20 protein-coding genes and 2 pseudogenes are annotated in these 23,040 nt (G+C 56.5%); 17 read left to right on the top strand and 5 right to left on the bottom strand.

The features are described 5' to 3' along the window. Window positions 1–67 precede the first annotated feature (67 nt). The 9 genes from ACN0SD_RS04870 (at window position 68) to ACN0SD_RS04830 (ending at window position 8,877) form a co-directional block, all read left to right on the top strand. Window positions 68–1,312: a transporter substrate-binding domain-containing protein gene (locus ACN0SD_RS04870; protein ID WP_417807095.1), complete on the top strand. Its 1,245-nt coding sequence runs from the start codon at window positions 68–70 to the stop codon at window positions 1,310–1,312. 68 nt (window positions 1,313–1,380) lie between these two features. Further along, window positions 1,381–2,265: an urea ABC transporter permease subunit UrtB gene (gene urtB, locus ACN0SD_RS04865; RefSeq protein ID WP_417807094.1), complete on the top strand. Its 885-nt coding sequence runs from the start codon at window positions 1,381–1,383 to the stop codon at window positions 2,263–2,265. A gap of 11 nt (window positions 2,266–2,276) precedes the next feature. Further along, a complete protein-coding gene (gene urtC, locus ACN0SD_RS04860) occupies window positions 2,277–3,374 on the top strand; it encodes an urea ABC transporter permease subunit UrtC (protein ID WP_417807093.1) in 1,098 nt (365 codons plus the stop codon). A gap of 2 nt (window positions 3,375–3,376) precedes the next feature. After that, entirely contained in the window at window positions 3,377–4,105 is a 729-nt protein-coding gene (locus tag ACN0SD_RS04855) for an ABC transporter ATP-binding protein (RefSeq protein ID WP_417807092.1), read from the top strand. Between the two features lie 3 nt (window positions 4,106–4,108). Further along, entirely contained in the window at window positions 4,109–4,810 is a 702-nt protein-coding gene (gene urtE, locus ACN0SD_RS04850) for an urea ABC transporter ATP-binding subunit UrtE (RefSeq protein WP_417807091.1), read from the top strand. A gap of 50 nt (window positions 4,811–4,860) precedes the next feature. After that, on the top strand, window positions 4,861–5,904 hold the full coding sequence (locus ACN0SD_RS04845; RefSeq protein WP_417807090.1) for an aliphatic amidase: 1,044 nt from the start codon (window positions 4,861–4,863) through the stop codon (window positions 5,902–5,904). A gap of 73 nt (window positions 5,905–5,977) precedes the next feature. Then, the gene (locus ACN0SD_RS04840) at window positions 5,978–7,093 is read left to right on the top strand and encodes an AAA family ATPase (protein WP_417807089.1); all 1,116 of its coding nucleotides are present in this window, start codon (window positions 5,978–5,980) and stop codon (window positions 7,091–7,093) included. A gap of 14 nt (window positions 7,094–7,107) precedes the next feature. Beyond that, entirely contained in the window at window positions 7,108–8,268 is a 1,161-nt protein-coding gene (locus tag ACN0SD_RS04835) for a transporter substrate-binding domain-containing protein (RefSeq protein ID WP_417807088.1), read from the top strand. 3 nt (window positions 8,269–8,271) lie between these two features. After that, a complete protein-coding gene (locus ACN0SD_RS04830) occupies window positions 8,272–8,877 on the top strand; it encodes an ANTAR domain-containing response regulator (protein ID WP_417807087.1) in 606 nt (201 codons plus the stop codon). Window positions 8,878–8,895: 18 nt separating this feature from the next. Here ACN0SD_RS04830 and ACN0SD_RS04825 read toward each other — a convergent pair. Continuing rightward, window positions 8,896–9,012 (bottom strand): annotated as a pseudogene (locus ACN0SD_RS04825) (IS481 family transposase); the annotation flags it as partial. Here ACN0SD_RS04825 and ACN0SD_RS04820 point away from each other — a divergent pair. Then, a pseudogene (locus tag ACN0SD_RS04820) lies at window positions 8,966–9,193 on the top strand (IS3 family transposase); the annotation flags it as partial. The pseudogenes ACN0SD_RS04825 and ACN0SD_RS04820 sit on opposite strands and share 47 nt — an antisense overlap. Window positions 9,194–9,551: 358 nt before the next feature. On the opposite strand, the gene ACN0SD_RS04815 reads toward ACN0SD_RS04820, so the two are convergent. Next, window positions 9,552–10,448, bottom strand: coding sequence for a hypothetical protein (locus tag ACN0SD_RS04815; protein ID WP_417807086.1), 897 nt, complete (start codon window positions 10,446–10,448; stop codon window positions 9,552–9,554). 1 nt (window position 10,449) lies between these two features. Further along, window positions 10,450–11,748, bottom strand: coding sequence for a tyrosine-type recombinase/integrase (locus ACN0SD_RS04810; RefSeq protein WP_417807085.1), 1,299 nt, complete (start codon window positions 11,746–11,748; stop codon window positions 10,450–10,452). A gap of 702 nt (window positions 11,749–12,450) precedes the next feature. On the opposite strand from ACN0SD_RS04810, the gene ACN0SD_RS04805 reads away from it, so the two are divergent. From ACN0SD_RS04805 to ACN0SD_RS04775, 7 genes are all read left to right on the top strand, one after another. Beyond that, window positions 12,451–13,269: a hypothetical protein gene (locus ACN0SD_RS04805; RefSeq protein ID WP_417807084.1), complete on the top strand. Its 819-nt coding sequence runs from the start codon at window positions 12,451–12,453 to the stop codon at window positions 13,267–13,269. Between the two features lie 78 nt (window positions 13,270–13,347). After that, window positions 13,348–14,211 carry a hypothetical protein gene (locus ACN0SD_RS04800; RefSeq protein WP_417807083.1) on the top strand — a complete coding sequence of 288 codons (864 nt, stop codon included), beginning with the start codon at window positions 13,348–13,350 and terminating at the stop codon, window positions 14,209–14,211. A 6-nt stretch (window positions 14,212–14,217) separates the two neighbouring features. After that, a complete protein-coding gene (locus ACN0SD_RS04795; protein WP_417807082.1) occupies window positions 14,218–15,531 on the top strand; it encodes a hypothetical protein in 1,314 nt (437 codons plus the stop codon). Between the two features lie 2 nt (window positions 15,532–15,533). Beyond that, complete coding sequence (locus ACN0SD_RS04790) at window positions 15,534–17,318, top strand: hypothetical protein (RefSeq protein ID WP_417807081.1); 1,785 nt, start codon at window positions 15,534–15,536, stop codon at window positions 17,316–17,318. A gap of 3 nt (window positions 17,319–17,321) precedes the next feature. After that, window positions 17,322–18,452: a hypothetical protein gene (locus ACN0SD_RS04785; protein WP_417807080.1), complete on the top strand. Its 1,131-nt coding sequence runs from the start codon at window positions 17,322–17,324 to the stop codon at window positions 18,450–18,452. Window positions 18,453–18,485: 33 nt separating this feature from the next. Further along, entirely contained in the window at window positions 18,486–19,691 is a 1,206-nt protein-coding gene (locus tag ACN0SD_RS04780) for a hypothetical protein (RefSeq protein WP_417807079.1), read from the top strand. A gap of 229 nt (window positions 19,692–19,920) precedes the next feature. Next, entirely contained in the window at window positions 19,921–20,190 is a 270-nt protein-coding gene (locus tag ACN0SD_RS04775; protein ID WP_417807078.1) for a response regulator transcription factor, read from the top strand. Between the two features lie 116 nt (window positions 20,191–20,306). Here ACN0SD_RS04775 and ACN0SD_RS04770 read toward each other — a convergent pair whose 3' ends face one another. Both ACN0SD_RS04770 and ACN0SD_RS04765 read right to left on the bottom strand, forming a co-directional pair. Further along, a complete protein-coding gene (locus tag ACN0SD_RS04770; RefSeq protein ID WP_417807077.1) occupies window positions 20,307–21,305 on the bottom strand; it encodes an LLM class flavin-dependent oxidoreductase in 999 nt (332 codons plus the stop codon). A 122-nt stretch (window positions 21,306–21,427) separates the two neighbouring features. Next, a complete protein-coding gene (locus ACN0SD_RS04765; protein ID WP_417807076.1) occupies window positions 21,428–23,029 on the bottom strand; it encodes an APC family permease in 1,602 nt (533 codons plus the stop codon). Window positions 23,030–23,040: the final 11 nt, after the last annotated feature.

The following is a 23,040-nucleotide window of genomic DNA, read 5'->3' as shown; positions in this document are numbered from 1 at the left end:
TCTGCTGCGATTGGGAGCTTTTTTGCGTTTTGGGATGATGTGTTCGCGTAAAACAGGGAGAGAAATAATGAAGAGACGGGAGTTTTTGGGAGGAGCGGGGGCCGTCGGCACAATGGGGCTGGCCAGCGGATTGTCCGTGCCTGCATTGCTTAGTGGCGTCAGCCGTGCCTATGCGGCAGGCGATGACATCCCGGTGGGTTTGCTGTTTTCGCTGACAGGCGCCGTTGCCGTAGTCGAGCACACGCTGCACGATGCCGCGCTCATGGCGATCGAAGAGATTAACGCCGCGGGCGGCGTGCATGGCAAGCCGCTGCGGGCCATCATTGAAGATCCTGCATCAGATCCGGCCACATATGCCGACCGCGCACGTCGTTTGATGATCCGCGACAAATGCGTCAGCGTGTTTGGCTCGTATACCTCGTCCAGCCGTCAGGCCGTGTTGCCAATCGCAGAGCAGCGCAACAACCTGTACTGGTATCCGACCCTGTATGAAGGTCGCGAATGCTCGCGGAACATAATGTATGGTGGCGCGGTGCCCAACCAGCAGCAAGACATCCTTCTTCCTTGGCTGGTCAAAAATTTCGGTAAGAAATTCTATATGTTGGGGAACAACTACGTCTACCCGAAAGAAGAGAACAACTATTGTCGCATCTTGCTGAATGAGCTGGGCGGTGAGGTCGTGCATGAGGAATACATGCCGATGGGCCACTCGGATTTTAGTTCAGTGATCAATCGGATCCGCGCTCAGCAGCCCGACGTTATCTTTTCGACACTTGTCGGCGATTCAGACGTAGCCTTCGCGCGTCAATACCATGCGTCCGAATTGGATCCCGCCAAGATGCCGGTCGTTAGCCTTACCCGTTCAGAGGTCGAAGTGAGGGCTATCGGGGGCGAAGCAGCGGCAGGCCATTTCTCGTCTGCGCCCTATTTCATGGGGCACGATACGGCTGAAAACCAACGGTTCGTCGAGAATTACAAATCTAGGTTTGGTGGAGATCAGGTCACTCATTTCGTCAGCGAGGCGGCTTACTTTCAAGTCTATCAGTTCAAAGCGGCGCTTGAGGCCCTCGACCCGGCGAACATTAGCCCGGCTGCGATCCGCGATGCAGCAGTGGGTATGACGATGAAGGCGCCGCAGGGTGAAATCGAAATAGATGAGAATTTGCACACCCATCTCTGGCCCAAGGTCGGTCAGTGGCAGTCTGACGGACAGGCCAAGATCATTCTACAATCCGAGACTCGGGTCGTTCCTGCGCCCTATGCGGCCTATCCGGGGCAAGAGTGCACGGGCAAGGGTTTGGTCAAGACCTGACATCTAACCGGTCGTCATCTGAAGACTGAGAAAGCAAAAGCGTCCAGATCGTCATTCGATCTGGACCAATGGAGGGCTGTCCAATGGACGTAGTCTTTAATCAGGTATTCGCAGGGCTGAGTATGGCCTCAATCTTGCTGATCATCGCGCTGGGGCTGGCAATCATCTACGGAACGATGGGGGTGATCAATCTGGCGCATGGCGAGTTTGTGATGCTTGGCGCATATGCGACTTGGGCGCTCCAAAGCTTTGCCGGGCTTGGCGTTGTAACTTCAATACCGCTGGTCTTCGTCGCAGTCGCGGCCGTCGGCTGGGTGATAGAAAAAGTGATCGTGCAGCGCCTGTATACGCGACCGCTAGACACGATTTTGGCGACCTGGGGTATCGGCATCATTCTACAACAGGCGATCACACTGGGGGTTGGGACGGAATCGCACTTTGTACGCGGACCGCAGTGGCTATCCGGAAATGTCGAGATCGGTTCTCTGGTGATGTCGAATTACCGTCTGTTCGTGATTGCATTCTCTGCCGCGGTCCTCGGAGTATCCTGGCTACTGATGACGCGCACCGAATTTGGGATGCGTCTTCGCGCCGTGATTCAGAACCGGGGTATTTCCGAATGTTATGGGATTGAGGCGAAGAAGGTCTACTCCATTACCTTTGCCTATGGAGCGGGTCTAGCCGGAATTGCCGGAGCCCTCATAACGCCACTTTTTAGCACGATCCCCACAATGGGCACAGGGCTGGTGGTGGATGCTTTCCTGGTTGTGATCGTCGGCGGGCTTGGCAGCATTATCGGCACCGCGACGGCCGCGATGCTGATTGGTGAGGTCACGGCACTCTTCTCAATCGTCCTCAATGACACGCTCGGCCGTATCGCCGTTCTGGCCGGAATTATCATACTGATCAGGTTCCGTCCGCGCGGTCTCTTTCCTTCCGACATTCGCCGTTAAGGAGAAACTCGATGACCTCGAGACTATCAAATGACCTCATTGCACTGGCTCTATTCGCAGGGGTGATCCTATTTGGCGTACCTGCCCTCTTTGGCTATGACGGGTTCGAACTGAATACCTTTTCCCGCTATCTGAGCTTGGCCATCGTGTCGATGGCGCTAGCGCTATCCTGGGGCACCGCAGGTTTGCTGAACCTCGGGCAGGCGGCGACTTTCGGTATTGGCTCCTACGCCATGGCGATGCACCTGAAGCTGAAGGCAAGCGGCGAAGGCTTGCCTGACTTTATGGGCTGGAACAACATCGACGTGCTGCCTGCGCTTTGGGCCCCCTTCCACTCGCTGATTTTCACGCTGCTGGCTGGGTTGCTGATCCCGGCTGCAGTAGGTGGGCTGATCGCAATCTTTATGTTTCGCGCGCGCATCGCTGGTGTTTTCGTCGCCGTCATCACGCTTGCGTTTCTCGTAGCATTCCAATTGCTAGTCGTTGAACAGCAGGGATTTACCGGTGGGCAGAACGGGCTAACCGGATTGGCGCAGTTGGTGCTGTTTGGTTGGACCGTCGATATCTACAGCGTATCGTTTTACTATCTCGTCGGGATATGCCTAGTTGCGGCGTTGACTTTCGGCATTTATCTGACACATGCCAAGTTCGGTCTGATCTTGCGAGCGATCAGAGAAGATGCCGATCGGACGCGCTATTTCGGCTATAACGTCGCGAATTATCAGACAGTTATCTTCTGCATCTCTGCCGCGCTGGCTGGCTTGTCGGGGATGCTTTATACACTGGTTCTGGAATTCGCGTCCCCCACCTACATGAGTGTTTCGTTTAGTTTGGGCATCGTTATCTGGTGCGCTGTCGGTGGGCGCGAGTCGGTGTTGGCCGCCGCTATTGGCGCGATCTTGGTGAACCTCGCCGAAGGAAGCCTATCCGACGTCTTCGTCGAGGGATGGCACATGATCTTGGGCGTGATGTTCCTATTCGTAGTCATGTTCATGCCGCGCGGCATCTACGGCGTGATTGTCGACGCTTTCCGTACTGTCAAACGTAAATCTGCTCCGTCCACAGGGACAACTTCCGACGTTTCTGGCAATGCAAAGCAGGAGAACTGATCATGATACAACTACAAGTTAGGGACCTCCATGTGACGTTTGGTGGATTGCGCGCCGTGGACGGGTTGAATTTCGATGTCAACCGGGGAGAAGTCCTGTGCTTGCTGGGCCCAAACGGAGCTGGAAAATCAACAACGCTCGATTTGATCTGCGGCAAGACCCAACCCACCGGTGGCTCAATTCTGTTTCAAGGTGTCGAGATTTCGCAAATGTTGGAATTTCAACGCGCACGGTTGGGGATTGGCCGCAAGTTTCAGGTGCCCTCGGTCTACAAGGAGCTAAGCGTAGCCGAGAATTTGTCTGTTGCGCGGTCGATGAAGCCCAGCATCTGGCATGCGCTGACTCATCCAGCGATGCGTCGCAGCGCTAGAATGCGCGAAATACTCGATCTGGTAGGGCTGGTAGATAAGGTGGATGAGGCCGCCGGAAGTTTGTCACACGGTGAAACGCAATGGCTAGAGATTGCAATGCTGATCGCGCAGGACAGCCGTTTGATCCTGATGGACGAACCGACAGCCGGCATGACCATCCAGGAAACAGACCGAACCGCGCATATCTTTCGTTCTCTCAGCGCCAATCACACGCTGATCGTGGTCGAGCATGACATGTCTTTCGTTCGGACGGTCGCCGATCGGATCATCGTAATGAACCAGGGCGGGAAATTGGCCGAAGGCTCGGTCCAGGAAATCGAGACAAACGAGGCAGTAAAGACTGCATATCTGGGACACTGAGAAATGGACAATCTAAGCGCGAATAACCTCTATTCCTATTATGGAAAAAGCCCTGTCCTGCAGGGAGTTTCATTCGACCTGCATCCGGGCGAATTCCTTTCGGTTCTGGGTCGCAACGGCGTCGGGAAAACGACTTTGCTGAAAAGCATAATGGGCCTGACCGACAGATGCCAAGGTGAGCTTCGGTTTGGCAGCGCTGACTTGTTAAAATGCAGTACTCCACAGCGGGCCTTGCATGGTATCGGCTATATCCCGCAGGGACGAGAAATCATCCCGCGCTTTACGGTGCGCGAGAATATTCTGATGGGCACCTTCGCGCGCGCCGACGGCAAGCGCGAGATACCCGAATACCTGTTCGACATGTTTCCTATTCTTCGCGATTTCATATCGCGCCGAGGAGGCGAACTTTCGGGTGGGCAACAGCAGCAACTTGCGATTGCCCGCGCTTTGGCGATGGACCCTAAAATCCTAATGCTGGATGAGCCCACCGAAGGCATTCAACCCAATATCGTCAAACAAATTGAGAATGCGATCATCCAACTCAACCGCGAGCGAGGGTTGGGCATCATCTTGGTGGAGCAGAACGTGCCGTTCGCTCGCGCTGCGTCAGATCGTTTTCTCGTGCTCGACAAGGGGCGCGTCGTTCTAAGCGGCACTTCGTCCGAGCTGACAGACTCCGTAGTGGAGGAGCACCTGACGTTCTGAAAACGCAGGCTCACCAACATAACCAACCCGTTAAAAGGAAAGGACAAAACATGAGACACGGAGATATTTCGAGCAGCGATGACACCGTTGGTGTCGCGGTCGTGAACTATACGATGCCGCGTCTGCATACTCGCGCAGAGGTCATGAAAAATGCTGAGAAAATCGCTGAAATCATCATCGGCATGAAGCAAGGGCTTCCTGGCATGGATTTGGTGGTGTTCCCTGAGTATAGCCTTCAGGGCATCATGTATGACTCTGATGAGATGATGGAGACAGCAGTCACCATTCCCGGAGATGAAACCGAAGTCTTCGCGCGTGCCTGCCGCAAAGCCAATGTCTGGGGCGTCTTCTCGCTGACAGGTGAGCGCCACGAGGATCATCCCAAAAAATCGCCCTACAACACCCTTATCTTGATGAACAACAAGGGTGAGATCGTCCAGACTTACCGGAAGATCCTGCCTTGGTGTCCTATCGAGGGTTGGTATCCCGGCGACAGCACCCATGTGGCCGTAGGCCCCAAAGGCATGAAGATCAGTCTGATTATCTGCGACGATGGCAACTATCCTGAGATCTGGCGCGATTGCGCGATGCGCGGCGCCGAACTGATCGTGCGGTGCCAGGGCTATATGTATCCCGCCAAAGAACAGCAGATCACTATGGCCAAGTGCATGGCTTGGGCGAACAATTGCTATGTTGCAGTTGCAAATGCGACTGGTTTCGACGGGGTTTACAGCTACTTCGGGCACTCATCCATCATTGGCTTCGATGGCCGCACGCTAGGTGAATGTGGCACCGAAGAAATGGGCATCCAGTATGCGCAACTCTCGGTGTCGCAGATTCGCGATGCTCGCAAGAACGATCAGTCGCAGAACCACCTCTTCAAGCTATTGCATCGCGGTTATACCGGCATGCACAATTCGGGCGATGGGGATAAGGGCGTCGCGGATTGTCCGTTCGAGTTTTACCGCAACTGGGTGAACGATGCTGAAAAAACCCGCGAAGATGTAGAAGCATTTACTCGCGATACTATCGGTGTGGCGCAATGCCCGGTGGGCAGCTTGCCAACGGGGGCCAAAGAAAAAGAGGCTGGATGATCAACGGTCTTAATGCACGGCGCCTTTTGGCGCCGTGCTGCCACGACAAGAACCATTCTGAAGGACAGCCTCTATGCCATTTATGACCGATCGCTTGCATGCGTTGCAGCGCGAAGAACATCTGAAAAGTGCTCTTGCCGATGAGAACACTCGCGACATCAGCCACAAGGGCGACAAGAAGCGTGCCAGCTTTTTGAACTCGCGGTTCTCGTTCGACATGGATGTGATTGAGCGCGAATTGCGCAGTTCGATTATTGGGCAGGACAGCGCGCTGGAGGAGGTGCTGGATATTCTTCAGGTCGTGCGTGCCGACATTGGCGATCCGCGCAAGCCATTAGCATCGATCCTGTTCTGTGGCCCAACCGGTGTTGGCAAAACAGAAACTGTGCGTGCAGTCGCACGCGCGCTGTATGGTGACGCGGATGCGATGTGCAGGATCGATATGAATACGCTTGCGCAAGAACATTACGCCGCATCTTTCACTGGGGCTCCACCGGGCTATGTCGGTTCGAAGGAGGGAACGACGATCCTTGATCAGGAAAAAATTGAAGGCACATTTAATCTTCCCGGCATCGTGCTATTCGATGAATTGGAAAAAGCCAGCAAAGACGTGGTTTTGGCGCTCCTCAATGTGTTCGACAACGGGATCCTGACAGTCGCTTCGGGCGAGCGAACATTCTCCTTCCGCAATGCAATCATTTTCATGTCCTCCAATCTTGGTGCACGTGAACTCATGTCACTTGAGGATGCGCCTTCTGGGCTTCTGGCCAGGCTGTCGGGACAGAAAAAGGACCGGCGGACACGGGCGCATGACATCGTGATGAAAGAATTGCTGGAACGTTTCCCGCCGGAATTCGTGAACCGTATCGATCATATCGATACTTTCAATTGGCTCGGACGTGAGACGATGCCAGACCTCGTCGATGTGGAACTACAGCATCTTAACCGACGATTGCGTAAGCATAACGTTAATGTCATCATGGAGAAATCTGTTCGCACTTTCCTTTCTGAAGAGGGGTACGACAAGCGCTTCGGTGCTCGCGGGTTGCGTCGCGCAATGCGTCGGCATCTAGAATTTCCTTTGGCGACGTTTTTGCTGCAACTCGGCGTATCCGCCGAAACGTCAGACGGTCCAGTGAGATTGGCCGCGTACCGAAGTGACAGCGGTATTGAATTTAGGCATATTTGAAAAGGATCAAATTTGTGAGCATCCCGGAGAATTGGAAAGTTGGTATTCTCTTTTCGACGTCAGGCGTCACATCGATTATCGAGAAATCTCAACTTAACGGCAGCCTTCTTGCCATAGACGAAATCAACGCGCGCGGAGGAGTGCGAGGACGAAAGATTCAACCGATCAGCTACAATCCCGGATCGGTCGTTTCCCGCTATGGTGAAATGGCCGAAAAATTGATCGTAGATGACAAAATTACAGTACTCTTCGGTTGCTATATGTCTTCGTCTCGCAAAGAGGTCCTGCCGGTGGTTGAGCGGCGAAATGCGTTGTTCTTTTACCCCACCCTTTACGAGGGTTTCGAGTATTCACCTAACGTCATATACGGCGGCGCAACTCCCAATCAGAATAGCGTGCCCTTGGCAAATTACCTGATGAATACGTTTGGAAAACGCATCTTCTTTGTGGGTTCTGACTATATATACCCGCATGAATCAAACCGCGTTATGCGGAACGTCTTGCGACAGGGTGGGGGAGAAATTTTGGATGAGCGGTATTTGAGTTTTAATACCAACTCCGAAGGGTTCGCGAAAATTGCGCGTGAGATTTTGGAAATGAAACCTGATGCAATTTTCTCTACTGTGGTGGGGCAAATGTGCATCGATTTCTATAGTGCCTACCACGAAGCTGGCGGGGATGGGGACACTTGCCCAATCGCCAGTTTGACGGCGAATGAAGCAGAGATCGCAGCAATAGGGACCGAGGCGGCGTTCGGGCATATCACCGCTGCACCTTATTTCCGGGCGATCAACTCGCCAGCAAACCGGAAATTTTTGAAGGCTTACAATCAAAAATTTGGTACGCTTCGTGATGTCACCAGCTGTTGCGAGGCAGCATACAGCCAAATGCACATGTTCGCCGCCGCTCTCGAGGAGGTTGGCGAGATGGATACAGAAGGTCTTCATGATGCACTACTTTGTTCGGCATTCGATGCTCCGCAGGGACAGATTAAAATCGACCCGGACAATAATCATACCTACCTTCAATCACGCATCGCACGTGTCGATGAAAGTGGTGAATTCGTCATCAAGACGAAGGTGCGCCGCGCAATCAAGCCCGATCCCTACCTAGTGTATCCCGAAATACATGATCAGAGTTTCAGAACACAGAAAGTAGTCCAATCGAAGCCATGACGAATGAGTGATTTCATCCAAGAGTTGAGGGATCTTCACACGCTGGTGGTGCATCAGCGTGACCGGAGTGCTGACGATTTGCTTCAACAGGTCAATCGCATTGGATGTAACCTCGAGACCGCGTGGCCTCTTCCCGACGTTCTTCAGAAAAAATTTGACCTGGTTTTCATTGATGTTACCGATCAGAGCACCAGTCAGATAAAATCTTTTCTCAATAGCAGTGGGCAAGGGCTGCCCACGGTAATTGCTATTATGAGCTATGAGAATCCATCAACTTTACACTCGGTTTTCGATTTTGGAGCACACGCAATTCTGGCCAAGCCGGTGCGTGCGGCAGGTGTACTGAGTAGCATGCTGATGGCGCGACGTTACTGGGCCGAACAAATGCGGTTTAATAAAGATCTCCTGAAAATGCGCGAGCGGCTAGGCAGTTTGCAAAAAATTAATGATGCAAAATTCATCCTCATGCGTCATCATGGTATATATGAGAAGGAAGCCTATGCTATAATTCGCAAGCAGGCGATGGCCAAGCGCACCACCACATCCGAAATCGCACAATCGATTATCAACGCCGATGGAATCTTGCGTAACCTTGGCGACGACACATAAGGTGTTCAGCCCCAGAATTTAGTGGATCGGATTTAGAATGAATCGATCTGGCTCTGAAGTCCAGATTTTGCAGATGTGTTCGTAGGGCGTGAAGGCGTTGAACATGACTGTCGCCTTCAGGCCAATGCCGAAGGACTGCATCCACCACACGGCCAGGGACACTCAATACTCTTCGCACGATTATCATAAGATGTTGCGCCGGCACGGATTCTAGACGTTGATGAGTGGTAAAGGAAATTGTTACGAAAACGCTGCCGTCGATAAGTTCTTCAAAACCATCAAGGTAGAGCTGATTTGGTGGAGTTCATGGGCAACTAGCTCGCTTGGGCATTCCCGAAATCCTTTTTCTCTTCTGGTGGTAGTGGATTTCGGCTAAGTGCCCATCTCTTGAAGTAGTAGTCCTAACTCTAGAACAAATCGGGGCGCGATGAGCCAAATCACGAAGTATCCGAGCGAACGGAAACCCGAAAATGGGTGCGCAAGCGGGCTCAGCTGTCAAGAATTGATCTGTAATCGCTATTCCGATCACACCATGGCTGCGGAGTTACACGGAAGCAGTTCGTCGGTCGGTGCTATCAGATCGATGCGAACTCGTCTCAGTTTTACAGAACGGGCAATCTGTGGATTGTCCCACGGGTAACCGCAATTACCGCGAAGAACTCATTCTGTAGGGGCTAGGTTTGCTTCTGCTCTTTGCAGACATATTCAGCAGCACTCCTCCAACCTGTTTGTGTTTGCCCAAATACAACGAGCGCTTTCATAACTGTCGCGCAGTAGGGATTTCTAGGTGCATGATTGTCATCGTCGGCATAGCTGACTTTTGGGAAGTTATCGAGTGGAAGTGAGGCGGCCTCGGCAGCTTCCCGTGCATGCTGAAAGTACATCGCCACCAGCTTTGCGATTTCGCGAGCAGCAAGATGCGCACCTCCCTTTGCAGGGTGCTCCTTCAGCCAATTAATTATGTCTTTGGAGACACGTTCGCACTCCTGTGCGTGTGAACGCACCCATTCGATGAGGGTTGGCCGCGAAGCCGAGTCTGACAAAATCATTTCGATTGTCTCACGTGTAACTTTCTCCCGATCCGGTGCGATTGCAGTCTGACCGGCAATCGGTTCTGCGTCGCCTGGCAGTGCCTCGAGAGCCGCTGCGGCAAGGTTCGCAGCATCCTTGTCATCTGGCTTGTCAGCGAAGCTACGAAGCTTTTGGGCGGCCCGATAGTGGGCGTCAGCGGTCTCCTTCATTTCCTTCCGCCGATCATTTGGCGGCGCGCCGAGCACATCGACTTTCCAAGTAAGACCGCGCGTATGAATCTGAACCCAACGTCTGACGGCTTCACACTTGTCCGCTTCCTGAGCGTCTTCATCGCAGTTGCCCCATCGGCCGAGTTTTCTGCTCTGAGCATTTGGCTGGTTTGCCTCCGCCAAAGCATGCGCAAGTTTTCCGTCAGATACATTGCAGAGCAATTCGACTAGCGCTGATGTTTGCTGCTCAACGGTGCCCGGCTTTCCTAAGGCGGGAGGGCTAAAGGGCCAGCTCTCGATCGACTTCAGGGGACGTCCGCGCGTCGTCATTTCACCGCCCTCCAGCTGACGAGATCTGGGTCACATCGGCATTTGAGGCATCACCTTCGAGAAAGTCGGCCCACTTCGACATCATGGCGCGTCGCCGCTCAAGCATGTCAGACCTCCGATACGCGCGCTCGACTACGCTTCCGACGTCATGTGCAAGGGCCATTTCCGCCATATCCCTTGGATAGCCGAGCTCTGCAGCCCAATCTCGGAACGTTGACCGCAATCCGTGTGGCACAGCTGGCCGGCCAGAGGCACGATCTATCCAGCCTACGCGCCCAGCATTAATCTCAGCCTCGTGCATCCGCTTCATAACGGCAGAAATCGACATGTCAGAGAGCGTGCCGCCGCGAGGGGCTGCGAACACAATTGAGGCCTTGTCATGGACGCCGAACTCTTTTGCCTCTGACATACGCTGAAGTAGAACACGAGCCCGAGCAGTAAGTGGCACGCGATGTTCACGGCGCGCCTTCATGCGGCCGGCAGGTACGATCCAAACGCTGTTCTCAAAATCCACCTCAGCCCAAGTCATGCCTCGAACTTCTCCGGAACGGGCCGCAGTCAAAGCTAAGAATTCCAACGCTTGCGCGGCTGTACCATTTCGACGCTGCAGGGATGCATACCAAGCAGAGGTATCAGAACTTGCCAAAGCGGGATGATGGACTGTGTTGGCAATGCGCCGCGGCTTCGCCAGCAACTCTGATAGGTTGCCTTTCCAGCGTGCCGCATTCTCGCCATCGCGGTGCCCGGCGGCCGTTGCCCAAGACAGGACAGCCTCAATACGCCCACGCAGGCGCGAAGCAGTCTCGGTCTTCTCTTTCCAGATTGGCTGCAGAACGCGCAAGACATCGGCCGTATTGACCTGTCCCACCGGGAGTGATCCGAGAACGGGTAGGGCGTATGTGTCCAGCGTACTGCGCCACTGCTTCAGGTGCTTATCCGAGCGAAACTCGCCAGACTTGGCGGCGATGGCATGCTCCGCAGCGGTGGCAAAGGTTATGAACGCCCGAGAGTGGCGCCTAAGGGCGAGAGGATCTTCGCCGGCTTGCGCTGTGCGCTTGTTCTCCAGCGCAGCCTCACGCGCCGCAGCGAGGGTCACAACGGGAGGCGACCCTAGACCGATCTCCCGTCTTCGTCCCAATACAACGATACGCTGCACCCAGCGGCGACTGCCTGAGGTTTCGACGCGCAGTATAAGGCCAAGGCCGCCCCCGTCGTGATACTTCCCAGGTTCGCGAACCGTGCGCACGAATGCGGCGCTAAGGGGCCGCGCTGCTCGACGATCGCTATTTCTGATTGACATATGTCTGTCCCCCACCTTGTCCCCCACTAATTAGAGGAATAGAAGGGAATGCACAAGCCTCTCTAGGAATATGCATCGTACGATGTAACTGTTTATAAATGGTTTTTAGGAATGCACGGGCTTCGATGGGGTTGCTGCAGGGCTGCCTGTCTCTCCGCCACTCCATTTCTGTAATGCCTTCATTTATCGGTCCTTTTGGTCGATCGAGCTCTGCGTTACGTTTTGAGTTACATTTTCGCCCGTCAGGGATGACCTCATCAAAACTTGGCGTGCTTTGCGCGGTTCTGCATGGCCATCATATCAGAGGTCTCTCTCATAGCCTTGCAATACGCTATCTCGACGACACGTCGGGCCAGAAGCCCTTTTCGCGTTTGCCCGGCCACGCGCTTGGGCAATGTAGGGGATCTATGGACATCACAATCAGTCCGCTTGAGACCCCGTCATTGCCGTCCATAAGGTTACATTCACGGCGCAGCCGTTCAAACGCCCGCCATAGCTAGCGTGAATGAAAGGCGCAACGCAGGTGCTTCTTGCACGCCCGGCACGACATCGCCCCGCGGCGCCATACCCAAAGTAAGCTAGCCCTGATGGGCTAAGGCATATGTGCGATTGGCGGATCTGGCCGTGGCTGACAGGATTGAGTGAGGCGGGCTCGTTCTGCGTCCCGCAGGTCCAACCGCTGCAATTGCAAGGAGGTCAGCGATGTATGACGACGAGCTGATGTATGAGGACGAATTTGATGAATTCGAAGATGATTTCGAGGGAGATGACCTGTTCGAAGATGACGAGGAATGGGAAAGTTTCGGGTCGGATGAAGATGAGTTCAGCGAATTCGAGGACGATGCCTACTACGAAGACGGCGAAGGCGACATGTTCTGGGGCAAATTGAAGCGCTGGGCAAAAAAGGGCGCCAAAAAGCTGGTTCGCGTGGCCAAGAACAATGCCGGAAAGATCGGCGGCGTGATCGGTGGGGCGTTTGGCGGACCTGCCGGAGCGGCCATTGGTGGCGGGATCGGTCGGTTTGTGAAGAACATGGAGGATGAAGACGGCTTTGACAGCGAAGACGAAATGAACGCGACAATGCCAATGTCCTCCACCGATGAGTCGCTGGCAGAAGCGATGGGGGCTGCGGCCGCCAAAGCGCGCCCGGCAGATGCGCAGGCTCTTGGTGGAGCGATCGCGATCACCATCACATCTCGCGCACCAATGGCGGTCAAAACAGTCGCACCGGGCATCGCCGCTGCAACCGGGCGCATGGCGCAAAAGTTTGCCACGCACCCATCTTCGCGCCAACTGAACCGGACGCTGACAAGCATCGTCAAAGATACCACCGCGACGCTTTCCAAAAAGGCCGCGAAAGGCAAGCCGATTACCCCAACGACGGCGGCCCGCGTTATGACCAAACAGGCCAAGCGCACGTTGCGTTCGCAGCCCCGGCTCGCCAAAGCCCTGGCCAACAACGCTTCGAAAAAGCGCAAGCTGCACAAGGCGGCAATCGCGCGCGCAGAACGGTTCTATTGATCCTGCGGGGCGGGGCGACAATGCCCTGCCCCCAAAAAAACGTCCCCAAGACCTTTCAACTTGAAAAGGACCGGACCCATGCGAGACGATCTGGAATATGATCCCGAGATGGAAGATTTCTCTGACGCGCAGTCGGAGCCGGACTGGGAAACTGACGAAACATTCGAGGACGATGCCGACTTTGAAGAGGCATTATATCTGGACGAAGCAGACCGGGGTTCGTCGACAAAACGGCGCTATAACACCGCCCGCGCTTCGAAGCGGCGCGACAATGACAAGGTGCTACGCAAATCCCGCCGGTCGGCACATGCTGATGGCAAGCGCCGCGCCCGTCAGGCGATGCGCGCCAAAATTCGACACCTTAAACCACGTCTGGGACGCACTGCAGATCGCGCCTTGCAACGACGAGTCCGTGATCGCAGCGCGCGCACTTCGCTTGTACGCAGCTTCCTGCAGCAGGTGTCTTTGCGTGCCATGGATATGGCGGCCCGCAAAGCTCCAAATGCCATTACCGCGCCACAGATCATCCGGTTTCCGTTCCAACTGGTCCTGACATCCGCCGCCGTCGAAGCCGCACGCCAGTCAGGTCTGATTGACGAGCGCGAAGCCCGCAATTGGGCCGAAGTCATATTCAACGCAATCGGCATTGCCGACATGGCGGTTCGGATTGGCGCGGGACTCATTCGCGAGGCTGACGCATACGCGATTAGCGATGATTTCAGCGACGAAGAGGACTATGCCGATTTTGCCACCGGCGAGGACGGGTTCGAGGATCTGCCCGGTGGCGGCGCCGAGGATTTTGCTGAAGACGAAATGTTTGATCCTGAGGGTGAGTTGCCCTCAGCACGGCGTGCGGGTGACCGGATTGCAGTCTCGCGCGCGTTGCGCAATGCGGCGCGTCAGTTGTTGCGCGTTGAACGTCGGTTGATGGAGCAGCGGTGAAGCGTCATGAAGCTCGATATTCAACATATTCCCCAGGCTCCCACGCCGTCGAAGGTGCCGGTTGACGCCGCGCGGTATTCGCGCACACGGTTTCTGGATCGGCAGGTGCTTAATGCCCGGCGATATCTAGAGGGACTGGCACTGCTGGACCCTGAAGAGTTTGGCGATACGGCGCTTCAACCTTCGAGTGCGCATATCAAAGCCGCTAATTCTTTGGTCCTCGATCTCCGCCGCGCGCTGATGCGTGACGTGAACGAGATGCGCCGGCTCTGTGCCTCGCTGAAGGCACAACCGGAACGGAACGTGGATGCTTTCCTAAACCTTAAAGAGAGGAACTACCTACAAACTCAGGAGGCAGAGCGGCTGCTGGCCTTTTATCGCGGCATATTCACCCAAAGAACCGGACCGTTCGGCAATCAACTGCGCGCCGTCGATCGGATCGCGCGCAATTGTTATCAGGCCGTGTGGTTGGGGCTGGGCAAAGCCCGCAGCTTTCCCGCGCCGCAGCCATTTGCCTATGTCGAGGACGGCAACGGCCCCGCAACCTACCGCCGCGGCGTACGTCTGACAAAACTAGGCAAGCGACCAAATCCTTTCCCGCTGGTCAAGATCCCGCAACACCGGCTGCACAATCCCTGGACCCTTGGCGCAATTCCCCACGAGGTGTCACACAATTTGCAAAACGACCTTGGGCTGTGGAAAGACCTGCCTGTGCATATCGCGCGCCGGATGCAGGGCCAGGTGCCAAAACAGGCCATCGCGGTGTGGCGGCGCTGGCACAAGGAGACTTTTGCGGATCTCGCGGGCTGCCTTCTGATCGGACCGTCATATGTGGAGTCGCTGATTGACGTTGTCGGGCGCACCAAGAAACGCACGGCGAATTTCAACGACGAGGGAGTGCATCCGACACCGCTCCTGCGTGTTCCACTGAATTGTCTATTGCTGCGCCGCGTAGGTTTCGCGGCTGAAGCACAGGCGTTTGAGCAGGCTTGGAACAAGATTTATCCGACAACTTTGCGCCGATCGCTGCCTGCAGAGTTCCGCGATAGCTTTGACACTGCCTCGGAACTGATGGTGCAGGCGATCTGTTTCGATCCCTTTGCGCAACTGGGCAACCGGGCTCTGGTGGATGTGGTGCGTTTTGGCCCTCGCGACGTTGAGTTCGTGAAAGAGGCAGCGCACCGGTTAGAGCGCGGGGACAATACCGGCGTCCTGCCTGAGCGTCACCTGATTGCCGCCGCACGCCGGGCGATCTCGCGAAAAGGCGCGGATCCCGGCACGATCAGCCGAAATTTCTACGCGACATTGCAGAGGGTCTGATCATGTCCAAGTCAACGAAGGAATATGCGCCTGAACCAAACCGCCGTGCTGAAGACCTGCAATCGGCGCTGAGGGAAATGCGGGGTCTGGCCGTCGATATGGTCAAAACACGGGCAAACGCATTTCAGGCGCAGTCCGTCAGTGATCTTGAGGCCCATGCCGATACCGGGCTGACAATGCTCAACGGCTTGCTGAAGGCACTGAAGTCCGATGAGGGCGACGATGCGATGGAACGTGCCGAAGCGCTTGTATGCCATCTCAGCGATCCGGCGGCGATTAAACGGCTGCAAGGCGATCTGCCCGAAGTCGCCAAGGATGCTGCGCCCGAACGCGACAAAGCACGCGGTGCCCGGCGCGCAGAGTTGACCCGGCTTATCGACGCCATTCCCGGCATTGTCAGCACGCTGCCGGAATTCGGCCCTCTCGCAGAGGCGGTGCTTGAAGACGTTCGCAGCTGGCGCGAGCACCAGACACATCAGGAGGACACAATGGCCCAAGAGGACAAAAACGACGGTATCGAAACCATTTTGCAGGACATATCGCGCCAGATAGGGTTTATCGGCTCGTCAATGTCTCCGGTTCAGGGCTCTGCTAGCAGCGCAGGCGCTGGCACCTATCAAAATGTAGGTGCACAACTCATGGCCACTCTGGACGCCCTGTCGTTACCGCGTGACGGGGTGCAATTTGCCGGTGACAACCGGGTCGCTTCGGCTTCAGACATGTTGATCGACGGCTTGCTTGACGCCTATCGGCCAGTGGTCCGCAATGGCAACACGGTGTATGAACCTGGCCGCACCGAAGGCCGCGCCGTATCACGCAACATGCCGATCGAGGCCTTGGCGGGCGCATCGCGTGTGGCGGCGCGGCTTGTCCGGGCGGAGGCCGACGTGATCCTCGATATTCTGGACCGGCTACCCGACATGACCCGTTTTGAACTGCGCAGCGGAACGCCTTCGTTACGACGCGTGCGCGACCGCGTCGCCGATCAGTTCGACGATCTGGACGAGATGATGTCTGATGCGCTGGGTGTGAATCTGCCGCAGGCCTATTCGGCGATCAGTAGGGCGATCAAGGCAACCAGCGATTTTCTCGACTACGCCAATCTGGAACCTGAGTTCTATGAAATCATGAAAGAGCTCGGTCTTGATCGCTTCTTCAAGGACGGGCGCGACGGGCTTGCAACCGGCGACGAAACTTCCAGACGCCGCGCGGTGGTCCAGGGCGAAGAGAACCGTGCAGAGTTGCGCGAACTGGCGCAGGCCTATCATCGGCTCAGTGACTATGTCAGCCGGCCTCTATCGGACACTCTTGGCCGCACCGCTGCAAAACTGGACCGGCAATTGCTGGCGATCAACCGGTCTGCCATTGACCTGCGCTCGACATTGACCCGCTTTGGCACGTCGCAGATTGAACAGGATCTGATCAGCATCATCGACGGAGTCAATATGAGGATCACCGCCCCCACATCCAAAACGGGGGACAAATTCGACATCTCCATTGGCCAGCTCATCGGCTGGATCATCAAGACGTCCGAGGACAGCCAGACGCAATCGGGCAAAGTCACTGCCCTTGAAGCCCTTGATCTCGGCCTGTTGCGCGATGAGTTGCAGGCGCAGTCGGACGCACTGAAGGAACTGATGTGCAATTCCGACATGGTGCGCTTTTCGCTTGGGCTGGGGGCGGTGATGCGCCAGATCGAAGAGCTTCAGGCGCTGATCTGCAATGCCGTGGAAAGCGCGAAGGTGCTGGCCGGATCTGGTTCCCAAACGCGAACGAAGGAGGCCTGACAAATGGCGGACGAACGTGTGGATACACTTGACGAACTCAACGGTCTACTTGGAAGGCTACAAGCCTTGCGGGCCCAATTGGTGCGCGATGCCCGTGACGAGTTGGTGGAAAAACCCGGTCAGGCGGAATTGATCAATCAGTGGATCGCAGAGGCAGAGCGGGCGCTTATGGCCCTGACCGAGCGGCAGCCGGGTGAGGCCCCGAGTGACGGCGGGTTGATGCCGTTGATCGGTCTGGGCAACAACATTGCCAAGACGCTCGGCGACGGGGCTCCCGTCCCTCCAGTGCCCAATTACGACGACCAGATCAGCCGCGAGCGGATCTCTGCAATTGCCGACCTTTACTACATCTACCAGATGGAGCGGTTGGGGGCATTCCGGTCGGTTCTGAAGCTTCAGCATCTGTTCCGCTCCGGCGAGGTGAAGCTGTCCGACGGACCCGGTGCGATGGCGTTATTCCAATACGACCGCAAGCGGCTGTTACGCTATACACTGAGCGATCGGAAATCGGCCTATCGCAAGGTTTTTGGCTACACCGATGCAACGCCGCCCAGTGGCGCAGAGCCCAACGATCCGTTCCACGCCATGATGACCAATTTCTGCCGTCACGTGTCCAACTTCTTTCAGGACAAGCGCGTCTCCGAGGTGGTTCGGCCCAACAATACCCGCGAATCCTTTGGGTCGATGTCCATCGTCCGGCGTGCCGGGCTGGATCTACGGCACAATATCAAACAGGTCTCTTACGGGCATGTTGCGGTTCTGCGGTCCGAAGTCATGGGGCTGTTGCGTGACGCATTCGACATCCTCAATGCGCCGGATGTGCGTCACCTGTTTGGTGCCGACACCGGTTGGGATGTTCTTGAAGAAGTGCTCAAACGCTACCTGCAAGAACGCCCCATCACGTCGCAGCGCAACCGCATGGCGGTCACGGGGCGTGAAATCCTGCGCTGGCTTGGCGAGGAATATATCCTCACCGACGTCCGGACCGACTTCGAAGCTCTGCTCGAAGCCATCGTTGATGCAGCCGATGATTGGCTGACCAGTGCAGAGTCTGTCGGGCTTCGGTCGCAGCCCGGTCAGGGCAGCGCGCATGTCATTGATTTCCGGGCCAGCCGCCGGGTCGGACATCGCTGATTGATCAACTTGAGGCGGAGGGGGAAAATTCAAATGTCAGATGACTTCGACCAGCTGGATCACCCCTATGGTGCCAAAACTGAATTTGAGGCGTCTTGGGTCCAGCGATATCCCCCCGCGGTCAGGTCGGCCATAGCGCGTGGCGCGCCGAACTGGCAGCACGCGGTCCGGCTGGCGGTTCAATATGGTTTTAGCAGTCCAGCAGAGCTTACGGATATCGCCTTTTACATGCACTATCCCGACCTCAAGGGAAAGACGGTTCCAGAAGGCCATCCGCGCATCGCGACTTACAGCAGCACATGGAAACGGTTGAACGTTTGGGTGCGAAGCCTCCTTGGAGCCGGGCCTTCGCGCGGGACAACCGGCACCCTCAAGCGCTTTGCGTCGATCCGCCGTGTCTGGATGCACACCAACACCATCGCGGTGGTGAAAGGTGCAAGCAACCCGTCAGCCGCGCGACGTGCCTTGTGCGAAATGGCACCTACAGATGTGGTCATCGGCGTCAACGACGCGTCATGGGCAAGGGACGCCGGAAGGCGCAACCGCCCATTCCGGATTTACTCGTCAGCAAAGCTGAACACACAGTTTATGGAAGCCATCGACGAGATAAAAAGCTGTGGTTCCGCCATCCACTACATGTCGTGGATCACGCCGCGTCGAAACTGGTGTCAGGGGATGGTTGACACGATGTTCGAGCTTTGCGCTAGAACTGGTGCCCGTTCATTGCTTTTGGACGCCGAAGAGCCCTGGACCAAAGTCAAACCGAAAACCGGACCCCACCGTGATTTCGCCCGGGATATATTTGCGCCGATGATCGCCGGACGCCCATGTTGTTGCGGCGTCACCCATATTATCGCGCGAGGCGAGAACGACTATGTGTTCAAGAAGATCGCCCCTCTGATAGCCGCTTGTGACTACCACCTGCCGCAGGCCTACACCAATGGCACTCCTGGCAAGCGTCAGAAACTTGCGGTCAGTCGTTGGAAGGATTCGAATAAGACATTCGTCATGGGCCTTTCAGCGATGAACCGAGTTTCCTCCGCAGATATGTGGCAAGATCTGAAAACCACTGACGAACTTGGTTTGAGCGAGGTGTATTATTGGTCATACGGGCATTTGCGTAGCAAAAGTGCCCGCAAGCGACTTGACGTAGTCAAAGAAGCCTCAGACTTGGCGCGCTCCAACCATCCCGAACTACCGCCGCCACCACTGTGCCACATCCCATGGCCACTGTTCTGAGGGTCACCTTGTGAGAGGAGCAATTCGACGAGGATCAATCCGACGAGGAGCAATTTCGGCGTTCACTATTCAGACTTTATGCAGAGTGGCCGAATCTTCACTTGCGCCGTATACTCGCCAAGGTTGATTTCCAAGGATACTAGCTGCTTTTCCATAGCGGCTGATGTGCGCGATTAGCTCCTGCGTTCTCGGGAGCTTAAACGACACACAGACAGGATTGGAGGCAAATATGTTGGCCAGTTCGCCACATTCGACGGAGGCACTTCGACAGGCTGATCAAGCTGAAATATCGTCCGCGCATGAGCAAGCGACGGCGTTTCTGACCCCTCGTGAGCGAGAAATCGCTGTTCTGGTGGCCAAGGGGTTTTCGAACAAGGAAGTCGGACAAATCCTCGATATCAGCCACTGGACCGTGGCTGCGCATCTCAAAGCAACTTTCCTGAAACTGGGTCTTCGCCGCCGCGGTGAACTGGCTTATAGCTTGCGAGATGTTATCTAGTCGCAACGATGGCCCAAGACGGGAAGAACATCGCAAGATGCGTGGAGCCGAGCCGATCCGTAAGGTTCTGCCCCTCGCCCAATCGACCTTTTACGAACTGCGCGCTATTGCGCATCTCAGCGCGCGTCCGCATTGATCCGGCTCATCGCCTGCGCGCCAATGGCGAAACTCTCGCGCCGCGCGGGCTGGTCAAAGATATGGCCGGTCAGAAGCACCTCATCGGGGCGATAGCGCGTGATCAGATCGCGCAGTTGCGTCTCGACCTGATCGGGCGTGCCCACTGCCGCGACGCGCAGCGCGGACTCGGCCATCTTGATTTCGGGCGCGCTCGCCACCGATTTCAGATCATCAACCGGCGCGGGCAGCGGCCCGGCCATGCCACGGCGCAAATTGATAAACCCCTGCACCATGGACGAGCGCATGCGCCGTGCCTCATCCTCACTCGCGGCGGCGAACAGGTTTACCGCCAGCATGAAACAGGGCGCATCGGTCACGCCGGGGCGGAACCGGTCGCGATAGATCGCCACCGCCTCGCCCAGCATATCGGGGGCGAAGTGGCTGGCAAACGCATAAGGCAGCCCCAGATGCGCGGCCAGTTGCGCGCCAAACAGCGACGAGCCCAGCATCCAGACCGGCACATTGGTGCCCATGCCCGGCACTGCGCGCACGCGCTGACCGATCTGTTCGGGGCCAAGAAAGCCCAAGAGTTCGACGACATCCTCGGGAAAGCGGTCGCCGCCGCCCAACCCGCGCCGCAGCGCCTGCATGGTGGCGGGATCGGTGCCCGGCGCGCGCCCCACACCCAGATCAATCCGTCCGGGATACAACGTTGCCAGCGTGCCGAACGCCTCGGCCACCTGCAACGGCGCGTGATTGGGCAGCATGATGCCCCCTGCCCCGACGCGGATACGGTCCGTCTGCCCTGCCACATGGCCGATCAACACCGCCGTGGCCGCGCTGGCGATGCCTGTCGAGTTGTGATGCTCGGCCAACCAGAAGCGGTGATAGCCCAGACCCTCGGCATGCTGCGCCAGTGCCACGGTATTGGCCAAGGCATCCGCCGGGGTCGCACCTTGCGGGATGGGCGAAAGGTCGAGAATGGAAAAAGGGGTCATCGGGCGCTCCTGTCTTGGCCTGCCTCATCTAGGTCGCCAAGCGCGCTTGCACACCCCACCTGCCGCAACGAAAAAGGCGCGCAAGGTTTCCCCGCGCGCCGTCATGTCAAATCGACCTTCGCTTAGTTGCCAAGCTGCATCCGCTCCATCAGCGCGCCGGTTTCTTCTGCGGGTAGCGAGGCTTTGAGCGCCATCCAGATCACCACGAGCGACCAAGCCGCCACCAGCACCATGCCGGTCCAGAACCCGACAAGCGCAAAGCCATGTCCCGTCGCCCCCAGCGCCGAAAGCACCCACATGCCGCCAAACCATGCGGCCAGCCACGCGATATTGCCCCAGCCAAACTCGGAGGCCGGTTTTTTCTGCACGATATGGAAGACAAACGCATAGATCGCAAAACCCGCCCCCAAGATCAGGAACAGCACCGAGTTAGTGTAAAATCCGGTCCAATAGATCACGAGGTTGGAGGCGATAAACGCCAGCGGCGCCAGCAGACCCGCGCCTGCCAGTTTGAACGCGCGCGGCGTATTGGGCTGACTGCGGCGTAGCACCATCAACACGATCGGACCCAACCCGTAGGTCAGCACTGTGATCGAGGTGATATAGCCCACCAGCAATTGCCACGCCGGGAACGGCAACAGGAAGAACACACCAACAGCCCACATCACCACAACCGCCAGCCACGGAACGCCCGAATGGGTCGTCTTGGTCAGGGATTGCGGCCCGCTATCGGTTTCGCCCACCGCATAAAGAATACGCGAGCCGCCGGTAACATACATCAGCCCTGTACCGCCGGGCGACACATAGGCGTCGATATACAGCAGCAGCGCCAGCCACCCCATGCCCAGCGTTGCCGCCAAGCCTGCGAACGGCCCGGCAGAGCCAACAAAGTTCAGCTTCGACCAGCCGTCTTTCAGATCAGCGGGCGACAGCGCCATGATGAACGCGACTTGCAGCAAGACGTAGATGACAGCCGCCAGCAGCACCGAGCCGATCACCGCAAGCGGGATATTGCGCCCCGGATTGGAACTTTCTCCGCCTAAATCAATTGCGGTGCGAAAGCCGAGAAACGAGAACACGATGCCCGCCGCAGGGATCGCGGTAAACATGCCTTGCGAGCTATAGGTGCCAGCAGCCGCGTGCCACACGCCCCAATGCGAGGACGCCGCAATCAGCCCCACGACGGTGATCAGCGGCACAGCGATCTTCCACCATGTCACGGTGTTATTGACCCGCAGCAAGGCGCGGATCGCAAGCATATTGAGCAGCGCCAGCACGCTAAGCAGCACCGCCGAGGCCAGAAAGCCCATTCCCGTCAGCGTGCCCGATCCGTCTGCCTTGATGAAATAGGGCAGATAGTTATTTGCGTAAGTGACAATCCCCTCGGCCTCGACCGCAGGCACGGGCGCGTAGCTGAGAAACAGCATCCAGCCCCAAAGCCGACCCAGCGTTGCACCGTGGCTGGCATGGCTCATATGAACCAGCGCGCCCGATTTTGAAAACATCGTTGACAGCTCTGCGAAACACAAAGCAATCAGCATCACGATCCCCGCCCCGATGATCCAGGACCAAACGCTCAGCGGCCCGGCGATTTTCGACGCGTGGTAAGCCCCGAACAACCACCCCGAGCCGATCATCGAAGTGGTGGAGGCAAACAGCAAACCGATCACCCCCGCGTCTCGGCGCAGCTTGCCGGTTCCTTTTCCAAAGTCTGTTGCAGTCATTCTAATTCCCC

The sequence above is a fragment of the Thioclava sp. genome (assembly GCF_048263065.1).
Taxonomy (GTDB): domain Bacteria; phylum Pseudomonadota; class Alphaproteobacteria; order Rhodobacterales; family Rhodobacteraceae; genus Thioclava.
This window is presented reverse-complemented; position numbering and strand designations above follow the sequence as displayed.